This window comes from Micromonospora sp. 050-3, assembly GCF_046549335.1.
GTDB lineage: Bacteria > Actinomycetota > Actinomycetes > Mycobacteriales > Micromonosporaceae > Micromonospora > Micromonospora trifolii.
The window spans coordinates 510,944-527,845 of sequence record NZ_JAJPVX010000003.1 but is presented as its reverse complement, the minus strand read 5'-3'; the positions used below and the strand labels follow the sequence as shown (position 1 = coordinate 527,845).

Sequence of the window (16,902 nt, the reverse complement as noted above, 5' to 3'; positions counted from 1 at the left end):
TACTTACTTGCCGCCCGGCTAGTCACCTTACTAGCCGCACGGTAAGTTGGGTACGAGCAACGGTCAAGCCATTTGGGGGGCGTGGGTGAGCGAGAGCACAGGCGGCGGAACGCGGGAACGGATCAAGGCCGTCGCGCTCGAGCTCTTCACCGAGCAGGGGTACGAGAAGACCTCGCTCCGGGAGATCGCCGAGCGCCTCAACGTCACCAAGGCCGCGCTCTACTACCACTTCAAGAGCAAGGACGACATCGTCGCCAGCTTCGTCGAGGACCGGCTGGAGGGGATGGACGCGTTGATCACCTGGGCCGCCACCCAACCCGCCACCCTGGCCACCCGGCGCGAGCTGATCTCCCGGTACGCCGACACGATGTTCGACGGGACCCAGCCGTCGGTGATGCGCTTCTTCGAGCAGAACCAGACCGCGCTCAAGAGCCTCTCCTCCGGGCAGAAGATGCGCGGTCGGATGTTGGAGCTGGCCGACGCGCTCTGCCGGGGCGACGACTCCCCCGCCGCCCAACTGCGCGCCGCGCTGTCGATCTTCGCGGTGCACACCAGCTGGTTCGCGGTCCGCGCGCCACACATCAGCGACGACGAACGCCGCAAGCTCGCCCTGGAGGTGGCCGACGAACTGCTGGCCGCCATCGGCACAGAGCCCGACGCCTGACCCGGCCGTGATCGTTCCGGCCCGGGCTCGTCGGTCGGCGGCTCAGCCGCGCGTCAGCTCCAGCCGCAGGCCGAGCAGGTCCACGCCCGGCGCCGGTGACCAGTCCTTCTCCGGCGAACGAATGAACCCGCGCCGCGAGTAGAGCCGGTGCGCCGGATCGGCCATCCCGGCCCGGACGCAGATCACCACCGCCGTGCAACCCAACTCGGTCGCCCGGTCGACACACGCCTCGACCAACGCGCCACCGACACCCCGCCCCTGCGCGCCAGGGTCGACAGCGAGCATCCGGAACTCCGCCTCGCCCGGCCCGGACAGCTCGGCGAACCGGGTGCCCGGCAGCACGAACGTCACCGAGCCGAGCACCGCCCCGGTCACCTCGTCGACAGCGACCAGCACCTCGCCGCTGACGGCTCGGGTCGACACGTCGGCCAGCACCTCGCCGTACCCGTGCTCGCCCTTGAGCTGGCCGTCCGCCTCGTACGCGGCCACTGTCAGCCGGGCCACCGCCGGGAAATCGGCCGACTCGGCCGGACGGACCCGCAACCCGGTCAAGCGATCACCGCGATCAGGTCACCGTCCTGCACGACGTCGCCCTCGTTGACGACGAGCTGCTGGAGCACACCATCGGACTCGGCGACGACCGGGATCTCCATCTTCATCGACTCGAGGATCACCAGGGTGTCACCCTCGGTCACCGTGTCACCCGCCGTGGCGACGACCTTCCAGACGTTGGCCACCATCTCGGCGCGGATCTCCTCGGCCATGTCCAGGCCCTCCCTCTTCGCGACGTGCCTGCCGATGTATCCAATCATGCGCCGACCGGCGATGGGCGGGCAGCGGCACAGCCGGGATGACAGGCCCGCCCTGGGGAAGGCGGCGGGTGTCGACCGCACTACCATCAGCGGGTCGGACCCGACGCCGGACCGCCGGTGGCCGCATCCGCGCCGAGGTCGTGCGCAGGACGGTTCCGACCCATCACGAGGAGGTCAGCATGGCGAAGAAGTCCCGGAAGAAGAAGGCTCGTAAGAAGAACGCCGCGAACCACGGCAAGCGTCCCAACTCCTGAACGGGTCGACGGGCCGACTGCCCGTCGCCGCTCAACCGGCCGAGGCCGGGTACACCGGTGGCCCGGGTCGACATCGACCCGGGCCACCGGTCTTGCCAGCTGGTGCCGACGCTCGGTCGGCCAGCTCAAACGCTCAGTCGGCCAGCTCACGGGAGTCGCTGGTCTCGAAGACCACCAACTCGGTGAGCTTGACCCGCAGCCGCTCACGCAGCTGATCCGGCGCGGTCTCGTTGCCACAGCAACGCGCCACCAGCGCCCGCACCTCCTGCTCCAGCCCGTACTCGCGCAGGCAGGGCCCGCACTCGTCCAGGTGGTGCCGGATCAGCGAGCGGCGCTCGTCGGCGCACTCCAGATCCAGGTAGAGATACACCTCCGCGAGCACTTCGCGGCAGTCCGTCTCGTGCGGCTCCCCACAGCTCACGTCACACCTCCCGGCCGGCAGCGGCGGTCGAGCCCTTCGCTGAGCGGGCCGCACTGAAGCCCCGCTCCCCCGCGTAACGCTCGAGCAGCTTGCGCAGATTACGACGGCCCCGGTGCAGACGCGACATCACGGTGCCGATCGGCGTGCCCATGATGTCCGCGACCTCCTTGTAGGAGAAGCCCTCGACATCGGTGAGGTAGACGGCCAGGCGGAACTCCTCCGGCAACTGCTGGAGGGCCTCCTTGACGTCGCTGTCCGGCAGCCGGTCCAGTGCCTCGGTCTCGGCCGAGCGCAACCCGCTGGAGGTGTGCGACTCGGCCTCGGCGAGCTGCCAGTCGGTGATCTCCTCGGTGGGCGCCTGGATCGGCTGGCGCTGCCGCTTGCGGTAGGAGTTGATGTAGGTGTTGGTCAGGATCCGGTAGAGCCAGGCCTTGAGGTTCGTGCCCTGCTCGAACTGGTGGAAGGCCGCGTACGCCTTCAGGTACGTCTCCTGGACCAGGTCCTCGGCATCCGCCGGGTTGCGTGTCATCCGCAGCCCAGCAGCGTAGAGCTGATCGACGAATGGCATCGCGTCCCGCTCGAATCGGGCCCTGCGCTCGTCCGTCTTCTCGGTGGTCAACCGCACATCCCCTCGCGTCGGATGCTTTCCCGCCGAGGATACGCGCACGGACCTGCCCGCAGATTCACTTCCGGCTGGTGTGCCTGTGCTCACCGCACCCACCCCGCCCGGTCCCGCCGTCGCGGGCCATTCCGGACCATCCAACAGCTGCTTCAGCTGCCGAGCGTCCCGTTCGTCCCGTTCCAGGCTTCGTGTCTCGGTTGGCACCGGTCACCCCCCTCGCAGAAAAGTCGTCCGGGGGTAGTAACGCGAGATGACCACTGGGGCATTCCGGCCGGCCCTCCCCGTTCCTGGTCCCGGCCCCGACGGCGGCCGGCGCTGGGACCAGGAAGGGCCTGGGAGGACTGGTGTCACCAGCCCCTGTTCGGGCCGGCGGCACCATCGGATGCAACGACCCGTGCCCGCGCCGGAAACGGTCGCCCCGGCGAGCCGGCCGCGACGGGTCAGTTGGCCGCCCAGCCCTGGGCGGACAGCCAGTCGCGCACGGCGGCGGCGGTGCCGGGCGGATCCCGGCGCAGATCGTGCGTCTCACCGGGACGGCTCACCACCTGCACGGCCGGCCCCGGCTCCGGCGTCCCGAACGGATCCCGGTCGCCGTTGACGACCAACGTCGGCAGACCGGTGTCTAGTTCGGCGGCGCGCGAGCGTTCCGGCCGGCCGGGCGGGTGCAGTGGAAAGGCCAACGCGACCACGCCCACAGCGCCCACCGCACGGGCCGTCCGACAGGCCACCCGTGCGCCGCTGGAACGCCCACCGACCACCACCGTCGGCACGTCGGCGTGCCGGTCACGCAGTTCGGCGAGCACCGCCGCCCAGGCCTCGTCGAGGTGACCTGCCGGCGCGGGCGCACGTCGACCGGCGACCCGGTAGGGCTGGGTCACGCGGACCACCGCCAGGCCGGCCGCCACCGACGCGTCCCGGACCGCGAGCAGGTCGGGCACGTCGACGCTGCCGCCCGCGCCGTGCCCGAGCACGAGCAGGGCGGTGGCCGGGCGGACCGGCAGGTCGGTGTCGATCCACGCCGGACCGCGCGGGGTGTCGATCTCGTTGCTGGCTGGCACCGGCCTATTCTGCGCCGCCGGGCGGGCGTCGGGTGCGAACCCGGCCGCCGATCAGCTCAGCGGGACCAGGGCGAGCAGACGATCGCGCACCGGCGGGCCGGCGTCGTCGATGGCGTCCGGGTCGGGTTCGACCTCGCCGCGCCAGGCGACCAGCATCGCCCGTCGTTCCCGCGGCGTGGTGCCACCCCACACGCCGTGGCAGTCACCGACGTCGAGGGCCCAGGCCAGGCAGGACCCCTGCACGTCACAACTGCGACACAGCGCGACGGCGGCGTCCGCCGGCTCGTTCGGTGCCGGAAAGAATGTCTCCGGATCGACGCTCTGGCAGGTTCCCCTGGTGCGCCACGCGTCGTCCTGTTGCCGTTCTCGCACGGCCCGCAGCAGTCGCGGATCTCGCCGCGCCGCCGCCACCTCGTGCGGGCGCGGCATACGTGCCCGTGTCATCCACCCACCTCCCCCGTGGGACCGGCAAAATCTGTGGACGTCGTCCGCCCCGTGCGGATCGACAGCCACTACCGGCGCTGTGTTCTATCGCACTTCACAACACCGGGACAAGGGTCTGCCGGGAACATGACTGAACAGTCAGGAGACGAATCGCGCGGAACCCTGGCAAATCGGCAGCCGACGATGCACAGCGCGTTAGAACAGGGTCAACTCCTGCGGTGTCACCGTCGGCGCCACCGCCACCCGGGCGGTCAGCTGCGGCCCGTCGTTACGAACGCCTCCCACCGCCGCACCCACCGGGCGGATCTCCAACCCCGCCAACTGCTCCGCCGACGCCGGCGTGAGCAGCCGCCCCGGCTCGTCGATCGGCGCGAGCCACGACGACCAACGCTCGGGTGGCAGCAGCACCGGCATCCGGTCGTGCACTTCGGTCAGGTCGCCGAGCGCCGCGGTGGTCAGCACGCTGAAGGTGAGCCGGCTCTCGGCATCGGACTCCCAGACCGACCAGATGCCGGCCAGCGCGAGCACCGAACCGTCCCGGGGGGTCATGAAGTACGCCTGTCGCCCGCCGTCGGGCAGCCGGACCCACTCGTACCAGCCGTCGGCCGGGACCAGGCAACGGCGCCGGGAGAAGGAGCCGGCGTACGCCCTGCTGGTGGCCACCGTCTCCGCCCGCGCGTTGATCATGCGGGCGGCTCCCGAAGCGGACCGGGACCAGTGCGGCAGCAGGCCCCAGCGGCCGACACAGAGGCTGCGGTGCCCCTCCGGGCTGACCCGGACCAGTGGCACCGGGTCGGTCGGCGCGACGTTGTGATCCGCTCGGACCAGGCCGTCGGAGTCGTCGGACGACTCGAACAGCGCGCTCAGCTCGCCGGAGCTCCGAGTGGTCGCGTACCTGCCGCACATGGGGCACACGCTAACGCGTCGGAGGCCCCGTCGGCTGTCCCGCCAACCGGGAGTACGAGCGCCGGGCGCCGCCGTCCACCCGCCGACACGGCAGAATGTAACCGTGGGGAACCTGACAGCGACCCGGCCGCCGCAGCCGTGGACCGCACCGACCGCATCCGACCCGGTGGCGGCGACGCTGCGCCTGCCCGGTTCCAAATCGATGACCGCCCGGGCCCTGGTGCTCAGCGCGCTGGCCGCCGGCCCGTCGACGCTGGCCCGGCCACTGCGCGCCCGCGACACCGAGTTGATGGCCGCCGGCCTGCGCGCGATGGGCGCGCACGTGTCGATCAGCGACGACGAGCGCTGGTTGGTCCGGCCGCACCCGCTGGTCGGTCCCGCCCACGTCGACGTGGGCCTGGCCGGCACCGTCATGCGGTTCGTGCCACCGGTGGCAGGCCTGGCCGACGGGCAGGTCACCTTCGACGGTGACCCGTACGTGCGCACCCGGCCACTCGGCCCGCTGGTCGGCGCGCTGCGCTCGCTGGGCGTTCGGATCGACGTCACCGGCACCGGCAGCCTGCCGCTGACAGTGCTCGGCACCGGCCGGGTCACCGGCGGTCAGGTCGTGATCGACGCGTCCGCCTCCAGCCAACTCGTCTCCGGGCTGTTGCTGGCCGCCCCGCGCTTCGACCGGGGCGTCGTGGTCCGCCACGTCGGCCCGCCGGTGCCCTCCGCGCCGCACCTTCGGATGACTGTGCAGATGCTGCGGGCCGCCGGCGCGGCGGTCGACGACGGCACCCCCGACGTCTGGGCCGTCGAGCCCGGCCCGCTCACCGGGCGCGGCTGGGACATCGAACCGGACCTCTCCGGCGCTGTGCCGTTCTTCGCCGCCGCCCTGGTCACCGGCGGCGAGGTCACCTTGCAGGGTTGGCCGCACAGCAGCGCGCAGCCGGTCGAGAAACTCCGCTCGCTGCTACAGCGGATGGGCGGCGAGGTCACCCTCTCCACCAACGGGCTCACCGTCCGTGGCACCGGCGTGGTGCACGGTCTGACCGCCGACCTCTCCGACGTCGGCGAGTTGACCCTCGTGCTGACCGCGCTGGCCATGCTGGCCGACTCGCCGTCGGTCTTCACCGGCGTCGGGCACATCCGTGGCCACGAGACCGACCGGCTCGCCGCGCTCGCGCGCGAGTTCGGCGGGCTCGGAGCGGACATCACCGAGACACCGGACGGGTTGGAGATCCGGCCCCGGCCGCTGCGTGGCGGGGTCTTCCGCACGTACCACGACCACCGGATGGCGCACGCCGCCGCGGTGGCCGGGCTCGCCGTTCCGGGCATCGAGGTGGACGACGTGGGGTGTACCTCCAAGACCATGCCCGAGTTCCCGGCACTATGGTCAGCGATGGTGACCGGCAAGAGCTGACGCGAGAAGAGGACAGGTCCTGGCGACCAAACGGCGGGAGTACGACGAGGACGACGTACGGGTCCGGCCCGGAAAGTCGTCGCGCCCGCGTACGCGCACCCGCCCACAGCACGCCGACGCGGTCGACGGGTTCGTCATCGCCGTCGACCGGGGGCGCTACCAGTGTGTGCTGGCCGGGGCCGAGCGCGGCGTGGTCGGCGCGGAGCTGCCCACGGTGACGGCCATGCGGGCCCGCGAGCTGGGCCGCAAGTCGGTGGTGGTCGGTGACCGGGTCAGCCTGGTCGGCGACACGTCCGGCGCGGAGGGCGCGCTCGCCCGCATCGTCCGGATCGCCGAGCGCCGTTCGGTGCTGCGCCGCACCGCCGACGACGACGAGACCACCGCCGAGGGTCGGCTGGAACGGGTAGTGGTGGCCAACGCGGACCAGTTGGTGATCGTCAGCGCGTTGGCCGACCCACCGCCGCGCACCGGGTTCATCGACCGCTGCCTGGTGGCCGCGTACGACGCGGACGTCGAGCCGCTGCTCTGCCTCACGAAGGCCGACCTGGCCGGGCCGGAGGAGGTGCTCGGCTACTACACCGAGCTGGAGCTGCCGTACGTGCTCAACCGCCCTGACTCCGACCTCGACGCGCTCCGTGCGCTGCTCAGCGGCAAGGTGTCGGTGCTGGTCGGGCACTCCGGCGTGGGCAAGTCGACGCTGGTCAACCGCCTCGTTCCGGACGCGCTGCGTGCGGTCGGCGTGGTCAGCGCGATCGGCCGGGGCCGGCACACCTCGACCAGCGCTGTGGCGCTGCGGTTGCCACCGGCGCCCGGGATCGACACCGACCCGGGCTGGATCATCGACACCCCCGGGATCCGCAGCTTCGGGTTGGCGCACGTCTCGGCCGACAGCCTGCTGCACGGCTTTCCGGACCTGGTGGAGGGCACCGTCGACTGCCCACCGAACTGCCCCCACACGGCCGACGAGGCCGACTGTGGGCTGGACGCCTGGGTGGCCGCCGGTAAGGCCGACCCGCGCCGGCTGGCCTCGTACCGTCGGTTGCTCGCCTCCCGGGCCGGCGAGGGCGACTCGCGCGGCGACAGCGACCAGCGCGGCCCCGGCGAGGGTGACCGGCGCGGGCCCGACGAGTGACCCGACGGGCGTGGGCTAGGTTGCCGGCATGACCGGGTACGCCGACGACCTCGCCCTCGCCCACCTGCTCGCCGACCGGGCCGATGCCATTGCCACGGCCCGGTTCCGCGCGCTCGACCTGCGGGTCGAGGCGAAGCCCGACCTGACCCCGGTCTCCGACGCGGACACCGCTGTGGAGCGGGAGATCCGCGCACTGCTGGCCGAGCGCCGACCGGCCGACGGCCTGCTCGGTGAGGAGTACGGCGCGCAGCCGTCCGCCGACCCGAACGGCCGCCGGTGGATCATCGACCCGATCGACGGCACCAAGAACTTCGTCCGTGGCGTACCGATCTGGGCCACCCTGATCGCGCTCTACGACGGCGACCGGCCGGCGGTCGGCGTGGTGTCCGCACCAGCGCTCGGACGACGCTGGTGGGCCAGCGCGGGCGCGGGCGCGTTCGCGGGGCCGGGCCCCGACGCCGGCGAACGGATCGGCGTGTCCGCGGTGCGTGGTGTCGCGGACGCCAGCTTCTGCTACTCGTCACTGAACGGGTGGGAGGACGCCGGGCGGCTCGACGCGGTGCTCGACCTGATGCGGGACACCTGGCGTAACCGGGCGTACGGCGACTTCTACGGCTACATGTTGTTGGCCGAGGGCGCACTGGACGTGATGGCCGAGCCGGAGTTGTCACTGTGGGACGTGGCGGCGCTGGTGCCGATCGTCACGGAGGCGGGTGGCACGGTCACAGATCTGACCGGACAACCGGCCCCCGCCGGTGTTCCGGGCACCGACAGCAGCGTGGTGGCCACCAACGGTGTGCTGCACGCCGACATCCTCGCCCGCCTCAATCGACCAGCCGAGCGCTGACCCCCGGCAACCTCTATCCTCGCCAGGTGGTCTCCTCCGGTTGGTGCTTTCTCGCGGCGATGATCGTCGCGTACGGCTTCGCCAACCTGCTCCAGTCGGTGGCGGCAGCCCGCACCACTGTCCACCACACCTTCGATCCGGGCCTGCTGCTGCGCCTCGCCGGGCACCGGACGTACCTGATCGGTCTCGGCTGTCAGATCGGCGGCTTCGTGCTCGCCTTCCTGGCCCGACGGGACCTGCCGCTGTTCCTCGTGCAGGCCAGCGTGGCCGCCGGGCTCGGGGTGACCGCCATCCTCGGGGTGCTGGTGCTCAAGTGGCGGCTGCCGGCGGCGGAGGTGGTGCTGCTGGCGCTGCTCTTCGCGGGGATCACCGCGCTGGTGCTCTCCGCCCGGCCGGCGCCGTCGAAGCAGCTCGGCACCGCCGGTTCGATCGCCCTGCTGGTGGCGCTGGGCGTGATCGCGGTGCTCGGTGTCTTCGCCGTCCGGCTGCACGGGGCACCGGGCTCGGTGGCCCTCGGCGCACTCGCCGGGCTGGCGTTCAGCTCGGCCGCGGTCGCCGCCCGGCCACTGGCATCCGCGCCGTCCGCTGAGGCGTTCCTCGCCGACCCGCTGTTCTATCTGCTGATCGTCCACTCGATCGTCGGTCAGCTGCTGCTCGGTCTGGCGATGCAGCGCGGCTCGACGACTGCCGCTGTCGCCGCGATGGACGCGGCCGGTGCGGTGCCGGCCGCGATCGTCGGCCTGCTGCTGCTCAACGACAAGATCTGGCCGGGGCGGGAGTGGCTGGCCGCGGCCGGCTTCCTGGTCACCCTGGCCGCGGTAATCGGCCTGACCCGGTACGCCGAACCGCAGCAGCACCGCTCGGTGGCGCGCCGTCGGGACCGTGCCATGGTCGGTGCCGGTCGGCCGGGCTGACCATCCGGCACCGCACCACGGCAGAGCTGCCACAGCACCGCCAGCTCAGGCCTCGACCGGCTTGCGGCGACTCACCACCCGTTCGTAGAGACGCTCCAACGCACCGGCGGTCCGCTCCCAGGTGTAGCTGCTGCGCACCCGGTCCACAGCGGCGTGCCCGTACGCGAACCGGCCGGCGTTGTCGGCGAGCAGCCGGCGCATCGACACTCCGAGTGCGCGGACGTCGCCGGGGGGCACCAGGCGGCCGGTGACCTCGTCGACGACGGCGTCCGCCAGGCCGCCCATCGCGTAGCCGATCACCGGCACCCCGCAGGCCATCGCCTCCAGCGAGACCCGCCCGGCCGAGGAGTAGTGCGGCGTGCAGGCGACCACGTCCGCCGACCGGTACCAGGTGGCCAGCTGGTCGTGCGGCACCGCCCCGACGAGCCGTACCTGGTCGACGACGCCGAGCTGTTCGGCAAGCTCGCGCAGCCGTCGCGCCTCCGCGTGGTTGGCCAACTGGTCGGCCGGCGGCCCACCGGCGATCACCAACTCGGCGTCACCGACCAGCCGCATCGCCCGGATCAGGTCCTCCTGGCCGTGCCCGGCCGCCAGCGAGCCCACCGAGAGGATCCGGGAACGCTGCTCGCGCGGTGCGGCCTCACCGTCGGGATGGAAGAGGTCGATGTCGACGCCGGCCGGCACCAACGCGACAGAGCTGCGTTGCAGACCCATCCGGGTCAGCTCGTCGACCTCGTCGTTGGACTGGGCCACCGCGATGTCGACAGCCCGGGTCAACGCGCGCTCCAGCGTGATCCGCTGGCCCGGCCCGTCGTAGTGGCCGCCCAGGTGACGCAGCTGCTCGATGCCGAGCGAGTGGAACGTCTGCACCACCGGAATGTCGGTCTCCCGAACGGCGTGCGCGGCGGCCAGGCCACCGACCCAGTAGTGCCCGTGCACCACCTCGGGCCGCCAGGCACCCGACCAGTCGTCGGCCAGCCAGCGACCGACCTCCGTCACGTACGGGATCAGCTCGGCGGTGGGCAGAGGGTTGGGCGGGCCGACGGGCACCTGGTGCACCTGATAGCCGTCGACTGTCGTCGTCGCCGGCAGCGTCTGGTCGTCGCGGCGCACGTAGAGCCGGACGTCATGGCCTCGCTCGGCCAGCTCGGCGGCGACCCGCGCGGTGTGCTGTCGAGTGCCGACCGGCGGGCCGTCGGCGTGGCGGTAGGAACTGGCGTGCGCGCAGACGAGGCCGACGCGCATGGGTCACCTCCCTGCGATCTTTCCTCGGCGGTGGTCCTCCCGGTTCGAGCGTCCCATTAACCCCGCGACGCTGAGCCGAAACCTGGCAGATCGGGAAGAGTCCGCGCGAGTGCCACCGACACTTGCGCCACGGCAAGCACACGCGACACGCGACAGCACGGTTCGACGATGATCGACAAGCCGCCGTCGGTGTGACCAGGCCCGACCGGGGGTACCGCTCAGGAATGCCGCTGACCCGCAGTCTCGACGATTCGACCGTGGTGATTACCGGCGCGTCCAGCGGGATCGGCACGGCCACCGCCTACGCACTTGCCCGCCGGGGTGCCGCCGTCGTGCTGGCCGCCCGCAGCGAGCCCGCCCTGCTACAGGTCGCGCAGCGCTGCCGGGAGTTGGGCGGCCAAGCGCTGGCCGTGCCGACCGACGTCACCGATTTGGAGTCGGTGCGGCGGCTGGCCGAGCAGGCGGCGGCCGAGTTCGGCCGGATCGACGCCTGGGTGAACAACGCCGCGGTGAGCGCCGTGGGGCTGTTCGACGAGATCCCGGTCGCCGAGTTCCGCAGGGTGCTGGAGGTCAACCTGCTCGGGGCGGTGCACGGCATCAAGGCGGCCCTGCCCTACCTGGGCGCCGCCGGTGGCGGTGTGCTGGTCAACAACGCCTCGGTGCTGGCCGAGGTGGCCATGCCGTACCAGTCGGCGTACAACGCCACCAAGCACGGCATCCGCGGGCTGGCCGACACCGTCCGACAGGAGCTGCGGGTGACCGGTCGCGGTCACATCTCCGTCTGCACGGTGCTGCCGGCCACGATCGACACCCCGTTCTTCCGGCACAGCGGCAACCACAGCGGCCGGGAGCTGGTGCCGCCGCCTCCGGTCTACCCGCCGGAGGTGGTCGCCGAGACCATCGTCCGGCTGCTGCGCCGACCCCGCCGCGAGGCGTACGCCGGTGGCGCGGCCCGGCTGATCGGCCTCCAGTGGCGGCTGGCGCCCGCGCTGGTGGAGCGCACCCTCGGCTGGTACGCCCACCGCACCCAGTTCGGCCCGGGCGCCCGGGTGGACAGCAGCGGCAACGTGTTCCACGCCGATGCTCAGGCGCGCCAGGACGGCGGCTGGCACGGTCGGCGGCGACAGTTGGTGCGGATGACCGCCGCGTTCGGTCTGGCCGCCGCCGGCACCGCTGTCGGCACCCTGGCGGCCATCAACCGCCGCTCCCGGTCGGACCACTGATGGCCGATGTCGAGCGCCCGAATGCGCTGACCGTCACTGGCGCGCACAATGGGGCGATCATGTCGAGCTGTCTCGTGGAAATCGACGAGTCGTCAGCTGTGGTCCGGCTGACGGGTGTGCTCGATGCCGCCGGCGCCGAGGCGTTACGCGGCGCGCTGCTCGCCCGTCTGCTGGCCCGGCCCGGGCCGGTGGTGGCCGACGTGACCGGCCTGCGGGTCGTCGACCCGGCCGGCCGGGGTGTCTTCGCCGACGTGCGCCGAGAGGTCGCCGACTGGCCCGCCGCGGACCTGCTGCTGTGTGACCCGGCGGTCGACGGGCCCGCCCACCCGGACGCCGCGCTCGCCGGGGTGCCGGCCTGGCCGACGCTCGACGGGGCGCTGGCCGCTGTCGCGGCGACATCACTGGCGGCGGTGCTCACCGCCGAACTGGCCCCGGTGGTGGGAGCCGCCCGGCAGGCGCGCGAGTTGGTCACCACCGGTTGCGAGCGCTGGGGCATGCCGACGCTCACCGACCCGGCGTGCATCGCGATCACCGAGATGGTCAACAACGTGGTGGCGCACGCCCGGACCCCGATGACGGTTCGGCTGGCGCCCCAGGAGACCACCCTGCACCTGGCGGTTCGCGACCACTCCCCGCGTCAGCCGACGTTCGCCGGGATATCGCCGCCGACCCGGGCCGGCGGGCGGGGGCTGCTGCTGATCGACACGGTGACCCGCCGCTGGGGCAGCAGTGCCGTACCGGACGGCAAGGTCGTCTGGTGTGTGCTGCACCCCGACGACGAGGCCGCCTGACGGGGCTTTCGCCATCGGCGCCCGGTTCGGCGACGTATCGCCGGAGGCCGCCCGGTTATGGCGGCAGGGCAGCGGGTAGTGATCAGACATGCGCGACAACGAGTACCCGACCCCCCTGTCCGACACCGAGGCGCAAGGGTTGCCCGACACCGCCGATGACGACTCGACCGCCAACGACGACGTCCTCACCGGGCGCGAGGCGGACGGCCCGGACCCGGCCCAACTGCCTGGCGATCGGACGCCGGTGGCGGTGGACCGGTTCGGAACGACCGCCGAGGAGCAGCTCGACGGTGAGTCGTTGGACTACAAGCTCGACCGCGAGGTCTACGAGCGCCCGGCGGACGACCCGCTGGCCGGCACCATCGACCCGAAGATCGCCTTCGAGGCGGACAACCTGGAAGCCGCGGCGGAGGCTCAACTGGACGCCGACGTGATGGATCCCGGGCCGACCTCGGACCCGAACTCGCCGGTTTCCCTCTATGACCACGGTCAGCTCGGCACGGTGGCCGACGCCACAGTGGGCCGGCTGGTGGAACCGGACGAGGGGTCGCACACCGACCAGGAGACCGACTCGGTGGCGTACGACGCCGGATCGGCCGGGGGCGGAGCGAGCGCCGAGGAGCTGGCCATCCACGAGACGGAGCCGCCGCGCTCGGTCTGACGCCCGCTCAGTCGTCCAGGCCGCGTTCGATGGCGTACCGGGTCAGCTCGACCCGGTTGTGCAGTTGCAGCTTGCCCAGGGTGTTCTGCACGTGGTTCTGCACAGTGCGGTGCGACAGGCCGAGCCGCTGGGCGATCTGCTTGTACGACATCCCCTTCGCCACCAGCCGCAGCACCTCCGTCTCCCGTTCGGTGAGCTGGGGCGTCGCGGGTTCGGCAGCGCCGGCCGGTCCGGTCCCCCGCCCCGGTCCGGCGGCCAGCCGGCGGTACTCGCCGAGCACCAGCCCGGCCAGGCCGGGGGTGAAGACCGCGTCGCCGGCCGCGGTGCGGTGCACCGCCTCCAGGAACTCGGCGGGCGCTGTGGACTTCACCAGGTAGCCGGTGGCCCCGGCCTTGACCGCGTCCAGCACGCTCTGCTGTTCGCCGCTGGCGCTGAGCATCAGCACCCGTACGGCGGGCAGCGCCGCGCGCAACCCCAGGATCACCTCGACGCCGGAGATGTCGGGTAGTTGCAGGTCGAGGACGACGACATCGGGCCGGGCGGCGGCGGCCACCCGGATGGCCTGTCGCCCCTCGCCGCTGGTCGCCACCACCAGGAAACCGGCCTCGGTCAGGTCGCGGGCCACGCCCTCCCGCCACATCGGATGGTCGTCCACCACCATCACCCGGATCGGGTTCACCGTGCTGACCTCGGAACGCTCAGCTCGATCTCGGTGCCCGCCTCGGGGGCGGACATGATCCGCACCGTCCCGCCCACGTCGGCCACCCGGCCCCGGATCGACTGGGTCACGCCGAGCCGACCCTGGGCGGCGGCCTCGTCCAACCGACCGTCCGGGATGCCCGGCCCCTCGTCGCGGATCGACACGGTCACCGTCGCCCCCTCGTCCTCGATCAGCACCCAGGCCCGCCCACCGGCGTGCCGCCCCACGTTGTCCAGCGCCGCGCCGGTCGCGGCGGCCAACTCTCCGGCCACCCGTCGGGGCAGTGGCACCGGGGTGGCCGGGGCGGAGAGCGCCACCGCCGCCGAGGCGTACCGGCCGAGCAGGGTCCGCAGGTCCACCGCCTCGCCGCCGTCCGGGAGGCTCGCGGCGGCCGGGCCGGCGCCGGCGATCAGCGCCCGCAGGGCAACCTCCTGCTCGCCGGCCAGCCGGGCCAGCTCGCCGGCCTCGCCGGGCAGGTCGGCGCCGCGTCGCTGCACCAGCGCCAGCACCTGGAGCACGGAGTCGTGAATGTCCCGGGCCAGCCGCTCCCGCTCCCGGGTGGCGGCCTCCAGCTCCACAGCGCGCTGCAACCGCTCCTCGGCGCTCGCCGCCAGCCGGGCCATGTGCCCGACCACCACCCCGGCGAGCAGCATCAGGATCACCCCGGTGAACGAGGACTGGCCGATCCGCTCCCGAGTGGCCAGGTCCGCGCCGGCGACCAGCAGCGCGGCGACAGTGCCCCGCCGCCGGCCGCCGGAGACGGCCCAGGCCAGCACCGGGCCGGCCATCCAGGCCACCCCCAGGGTGGGTACGCCGTGGGTGAGCGCCGTCCGGCCGACCACCCACGGGGTGGCCAGCACGATGGCCATGACCACTCCGAGGTCGGCCAGCAGCAGCGGCCAGCGCCGCCAGGCCGGTCGGGCGTACCCGATCGCTGTCGCGCCGGTCCAGGCGATCATCAGCAGGATCAGGGCGCCGACGGCGTACGGGTGGGCGTACCGGTCGGCGTCGCGCACCGCGAGCGCGCAGACGTACGCCAGGGAGGCCAGCCTGAACACTGTGAGCGCACGCCACAGTGGCACCTCGAACCCACCCGGCGGCGACGGCATGGCGGTCAGGATGCCATAACCGGGCCGGCGCACGGCGAGCAGCGAGTGCGGTTCGGGAAACCCTGACGTACGGTGGAAAAGCCGCGAATAATCCGAGATGCGCCGCCGGGACGGGCCCATGACGAACGCAGATCCGCACGCACCGCGTACGGTTGTGCCCATCGAACCTGCCCTCCTGAGCGCCGAAGCCTTTGACCAGGCCCAGGTGACCGAGATTCGACACTCGGTCACCTCCTGCGCTCATGCCTCGGGTCTCAGTGGCCAGCGGCTGGACGACTTCGTGCTCGCGATCAACGAACTGATCACCAACGCGGTGCGACACGGCGGCGGGCGCGGGTGGCTGCGGCTCTGGCACGAGTCGGGTGTGCTGGTCTGCGAGGTCGCCGATCACGGGCACGGGATCAGCCCGCAACGACTGGGCGACCGCAGTCGACCCACCCCGGACACCGCTGGCGGCTGGGGCCTCTGGCTGGCCCGCGAGCTGACCGACGCGATGGAGGTCGTGACCGGCACCGCCGGCACCACAGTCCGCATCACCACCGGCCTAACGACCCACAACCACACCCCGCGCTAACCTCCGCCCCCTCTCGGCGCGATCTTGCACTTTCTGTCCCGACGAATCACCCGAAACCGCTCATCCCGGCGACACGAACTGCAAGATCACGCGGGTAAGGGGGAAGGGCGGGGCGGGGGCGGATTAGGCGAAGAGGGCGGAGACGGATTCTCCGTTGTGGATTCGACGCGTCGCCTCGGCCAGGGCGGGGGCCACCGAGAGGACCTGCAACTTGGGAACCCGCTTGGCGGCCGGGATGGGCACCGTGTTGGTGCAGACGATCTCCAGGACGCCGTCCTGGTCGCTGAGCCGCTGCAACGCGTCGCCGGAGAAGAGGCCGTGCGTGCAGGCCAGCCGGATCGACCGGACCTTCAGGCCGCGCAGATGCTCCATCAGCTCGACCACAGTGCTGCCCTTGGCGATCTCGTCGTCCAGGACGATGACGTCCCGCTCGGCCACGTCGCCGATCACCGCGCTGATCTTGACCAGGTCGTCGCTGAACCGCTGCTTCGCCCCGGCCGCGACCGGCGTGCCGAGCAGCCGGGCGAACGCCGCGGCCTCCTTGGCGTTGCCCAGGTCGGGCGAGACCACCACCGTGTTGCTGAGGTCGTAGCGCCGGAAGTGGGTGGCCAGCTCCCGCAGCGCGTGCAGGTGATCCACCGGGACGCTGAAGAAGCCGTGCACCTGCGGCGAGTGCAGTGTCATCGCGAGCACCCGGTCCGCTCCGGCCGAGGTGAGCAGGTCAGCGACGAGCCGCGCGCCGATCGAGATCCGTGGCGCGTCCTTCTTGTCCGAACGGGCGTACGCGTAGTGCGGCAGCACCACGGTGATCCGACCGGCGGAGGCGCCCCGGGCGGCGTCGATCATCAGCAGCAGCTCGACCAGGTGCTCCTGCACCGGCGGCACCAACGGCTGGATCAGGAAGACGTCCCGCTCCCGGCAGTTGGCCTGCAACTGGACTTCCAGACAGTCGTTCGCGAACCGGGAGACCCGCACCGGGTGCAGCGGCACCCCCAGGTGAGCGCATATCTCGGCAGCCAGGTCGGGATGGGCGGTTCCACTGAAAACTGCGATGTCGCGCACGTTCGCACATCGTAGGGGAAGCCGACGGCCGACGGCGGCGGCGGGCCCGAACCCGCCG

Annotated in this window: 20 protein-coding genes and 1 pseudogene; 10 read left to right on the top strand and 11 right to left on the bottom strand. The window is 72.3% G+C overall.

Features of this window, described 5'->3' with window-relative positions; genetic code table 11:
• The first annotated feature begins 85 nt into the window (after positions 1 to 85).
• Positions 86 to 806: pseudogene (locus tag ACLJOK_RS30540) on the top strand (TetR/AcrR family transcriptional regulator).
• On the opposite strand, the gene ACLJOK_RS30535 reads toward ACLJOK_RS30540, so the two are convergent.
• Positions 707 to 1,216 carry a GNAT family N-acetyltransferase gene (locus tag ACLJOK_RS30535; protein ID WP_410821963.1) on the bottom strand — a complete coding sequence of 170 codons (510 nt, stop codon included), beginning with the start codon at positions 1,214 to 1,216 and terminating at the stop codon, positions 707 to 709. The pseudogene ACLJOK_RS30540 and the gene ACLJOK_RS30535 sit on opposite strands and share 100 nt — an antisense overlap.
• Positions 1,213 to 1,434, bottom strand: coding sequence for a biotin/lipoyl-binding carrier protein (locus ACLJOK_RS30530; protein WP_181518367.1), 222 nt, complete (start codon positions 1,432 to 1,434; stop codon positions 1,213 to 1,215). The genes ACLJOK_RS30535 and ACLJOK_RS30530 overlap by 4 nt, the downstream gene beginning before the upstream one ends.
• A gap of 80 nt (positions 1,435 to 1,514) precedes the next feature.
• Between ACLJOK_RS30530 and ACLJOK_RS30525 the strand changes: the two genes are divergently transcribed.
• Entirely contained in the window at positions 1,515 to 1,730 is a 216-nt protein-coding gene (locus ACLJOK_RS30525) for a 50S ribosomal protein bL37 (RefSeq protein WP_410821962.1), read from the top strand.
• A 133-nt stretch (positions 1,731 to 1,863) separates the two neighbouring features.
• Here the strand turns inward: ACLJOK_RS30525 and rsrA are convergent, their stop codons facing one another.
• The 5 genes from rsrA to ACLJOK_RS30500 all read right to left on the bottom strand — a co-directional run bounded on the left by rsrA (position 1,864) and on the right by ACLJOK_RS30500 (position 5,181).
• Positions 1,864 to 2,151, bottom strand: a complete 288-nt coding sequence (gene rsrA, locus ACLJOK_RS30520) for a mycothiol system anti-sigma-R factor (protein WP_030490399.1) — start codon at positions 2,149 to 2,151, stop codon at positions 1,864 to 1,866.
• Position 2,152: 1 nt separating this feature from the next.
• Positions 2,153 to 2,977 carry a sigma-70 family RNA polymerase sigma factor gene (locus ACLJOK_RS30515; RefSeq protein WP_410821961.1) on the bottom strand — a complete coding sequence of 275 codons (825 nt, stop codon included), beginning with the start codon at positions 2,975 to 2,977 and terminating at the stop codon, positions 2,153 to 2,155.
• 236 nt (positions 2,978 to 3,213) lie between these two features.
• The gene (locus tag ACLJOK_RS30510; protein WP_410821960.1) at positions 3,214 to 3,831 is read right to left on the bottom strand and encodes an alpha/beta family hydrolase; all 618 of its coding nucleotides are present in this window, start codon (positions 3,829 to 3,831) and stop codon (positions 3,214 to 3,216) included.
• A gap of 51 nt (positions 3,832 to 3,882) precedes the next feature.
• Positions 3,883 to 4,275, bottom strand: a complete 393-nt coding sequence (locus ACLJOK_RS30505) for a WhiB family transcriptional regulator (RefSeq protein WP_410821959.1) — start codon at positions 4,273 to 4,275, stop codon at positions 3,883 to 3,885.
• Between the two features lie 195 nt (positions 4,276 to 4,470).
• Positions 4,471 to 5,181: an SOS response-associated peptidase gene (locus tag ACLJOK_RS30500; protein WP_410821958.1), complete on the bottom strand. Its 711-nt coding sequence runs from the start codon at positions 5,179 to 5,181 to the stop codon at positions 4,471 to 4,473.
• A 103-nt stretch (positions 5,182 to 5,284) separates the two neighbouring features.
• Between ACLJOK_RS30500 and aroA the strand changes: the two genes are divergently transcribed.
• From aroA to ACLJOK_RS30480, 4 genes are all read left to right on the top strand, one after another.
• On the top strand, positions 5,285 to 6,586 hold the full coding sequence (aroA, locus tag ACLJOK_RS30495) for a 3-phosphoshikimate 1-carboxyvinyltransferase (RefSeq protein WP_410821957.1): 1,302 nt from the start codon (positions 5,285 to 5,287) through the stop codon (positions 6,584 to 6,586).
• Between the two features lie 223 nt (positions 6,587 to 6,809).
• Complete coding sequence (rsgA, locus tag ACLJOK_RS30490; protein WP_372471421.1) at positions 6,810 to 7,718, top strand: ribosome small subunit-dependent GTPase A; 909 nt, start codon at positions 6,810 to 6,812, stop codon at positions 7,716 to 7,718.
• Positions 7,719 to 7,746: 28 nt separating this feature from the next.
• On the top strand, positions 7,747 to 8,565 hold the full coding sequence (gene hisN, locus ACLJOK_RS30485) for a histidinol-phosphatase (protein WP_410821956.1): 819 nt from the start codon (positions 7,747 to 7,749) through the stop codon (positions 8,563 to 8,565).
• Between the two features lie 26 nt (positions 8,566 to 8,591).
• A complete protein-coding gene (locus tag ACLJOK_RS30480) occupies positions 8,592 to 9,479 on the top strand; it encodes a hypothetical protein (protein ID WP_410821955.1) in 888 nt (295 codons plus the stop codon).
• Positions 9,480 to 9,524: 45 nt separating this feature from the next.
• On the opposite strand, the gene ACLJOK_RS30475 is transcribed toward ACLJOK_RS30480, so the two are convergent.
• Positions 9,525 to 10,724, bottom strand: a complete 1,200-nt coding sequence (locus ACLJOK_RS30475; RefSeq protein WP_410821954.1) for a glycosyltransferase — start codon at positions 10,722 to 10,724, stop codon at positions 9,525 to 9,527.
• A 224-nt stretch (positions 10,725 to 10,948) separates the two neighbouring features.
• Between ACLJOK_RS30475 and ACLJOK_RS30470 the strand changes: the two genes are divergently transcribed.
• The 3 genes from ACLJOK_RS30470 to ACLJOK_RS30460 all read left to right on the top strand — a co-directional run bounded on the left by ACLJOK_RS30470 (position 10,949) and on the right by ACLJOK_RS30460 (position 13,399).
• Positions 10,949 to 11,947, top strand: a complete 999-nt coding sequence (locus ACLJOK_RS30470) for an SDR family oxidoreductase (protein WP_410821953.1) — start codon at positions 10,949 to 10,951, stop codon at positions 11,945 to 11,947.
• Positions 11,947 to 12,738, top strand: a complete 792-nt coding sequence (locus ACLJOK_RS30465; protein WP_410821952.1) for an ATP-binding protein — start codon at positions 11,947 to 11,949, stop codon at positions 12,736 to 12,738. Before ACLJOK_RS30470 ends, ACLJOK_RS30465 begins: the two co-directional genes overlap by 1 nt.
• Positions 12,739 to 12,826: 88 nt before the next feature.
• The gene (locus tag ACLJOK_RS30460; RefSeq protein WP_238677830.1) at positions 12,827 to 13,399 is read left to right on the top strand and encodes a DUF5709 domain-containing protein; all 573 of its coding nucleotides are present in this window, start codon (positions 12,827 to 12,829) and stop codon (positions 13,397 to 13,399) included.
• A gap of 7 nt (positions 13,400 to 13,406) precedes the next feature.
• On the opposite strand, the gene ACLJOK_RS30455 is transcribed toward ACLJOK_RS30460, so the two are convergent.
• Positions 13,407 to 14,060, bottom strand: a complete 654-nt coding sequence (locus ACLJOK_RS30455) for a response regulator (RefSeq protein WP_196924633.1) — start codon at positions 14,058 to 14,060, stop codon at positions 13,407 to 13,409.
• A gap of 14 nt (positions 14,061 to 14,074) precedes the next feature.
• Positions 14,075 to 15,208 carry a MacS family sensor histidine kinase gene (gene macS, locus ACLJOK_RS30450; protein ID WP_410821951.1) on the bottom strand — a complete coding sequence of 378 codons (1,134 nt, stop codon included), beginning with the start codon at positions 15,206 to 15,208 and terminating at the stop codon, positions 14,075 to 14,077.
• Between the two features lie 118 nt (positions 15,209 to 15,326).
• Between macS and ACLJOK_RS30445 the strand changes: the two genes are divergently transcribed.
• Positions 15,327 to 15,782: an ATP-binding protein gene (locus ACLJOK_RS30445; protein WP_410821950.1), complete on the top strand. Its 456-nt coding sequence runs from the start codon at positions 15,327 to 15,329 to the stop codon at positions 15,780 to 15,782.
• A gap of 123 nt (positions 15,783 to 15,905) precedes the next feature.
• Here the strand turns inward: ACLJOK_RS30445 and ACLJOK_RS30440 are convergent, their stop codons facing one another.
• Positions 15,906 to 16,844: a ribose-phosphate diphosphokinase gene (locus ACLJOK_RS30440; RefSeq protein ID WP_410821949.1), complete on the bottom strand. Its 939-nt coding sequence runs from the start codon at positions 16,842 to 16,844 to the stop codon at positions 15,906 to 15,908.
• Between the last annotated feature and the right edge of the window lie 58 nt (positions 16,845 to 16,902).

Coding starts and splice junctions, on each gene's coding strand:
- ACLJOK_RS30525 (WP_410821962.1), top strand. CDS start 1,515: ATGACAGGCCCGCCCTGGGGAAGGCGGCGGGTGTCGACCGCACTACCA.
- ACLJOK_RS30505 (WP_410821959.1), bottom strand. CDS start 4,275: ATGACACGGGCACGTATGCCGCGCCCGCACGAGGTGGCGGCGGCGCGG.
- ACLJOK_RS30500 (WP_410821958.1), bottom strand. CDS start 5,181: ATGTGCGGCAGGTACGCGACCACTCGGAGCTCCGGCGAGCTGAGCGCG.
- rsgA (WP_372471421.1), top strand. CDS start 6,810: ATGCGGGCCCGCGAGCTGGGCCGCAAGTCGGTGGTGGTCGGTGACCGG.
- hisN (WP_410821956.1), top strand. CDS start 7,747: ATGACCGGGTACGCCGACGACCTCGCCCTCGCCCACCTGCTCGCCGAC.
- ACLJOK_RS30475 (WP_410821954.1), bottom strand. CDS start 10,724: ATGCGCGTCGGCCTCGTCTGCGCGCACGCCAGTTCCTACCGCCACGCC.
- ACLJOK_RS30470 (WP_410821953.1), top strand. CDS start 10,949: ATGCCGCTGACCCGCAGTCTCGACGATTCGACCGTGGTGATTACCGGC.
- ACLJOK_RS30465 (WP_410821952.1), top strand. CDS start 11,947: ATGGCCGATGTCGAGCGCCCGAATGCGCTGACCGTCACTGGCGCGCAC.
- ACLJOK_RS30460 (WP_238677830.1), top strand. CDS start 12,827: ATGCGCGACAACGAGTACCCGACCCCCCTGTCCGACACCGAGGCGCAA.
- ACLJOK_RS30455 (WP_196924633.1), bottom strand. CDS start 14,060: ATGGTGGTGGACGACCATCCGATGTGGCGGGAGGGCGTGGCCCGCGAC.
- macS (WP_410821951.1), bottom strand. CDS start 15,208: ATGCCGTCGCCGCCGGGTGGGTTCGAGGTGCCACTGTGGCGTGCGCTC.
- ACLJOK_RS30445 (WP_410821950.1), top strand. CDS start 15,327: ATGACGAACGCAGATCCGCACGCACCGCGTACGGTTGTGCCCATCGAA.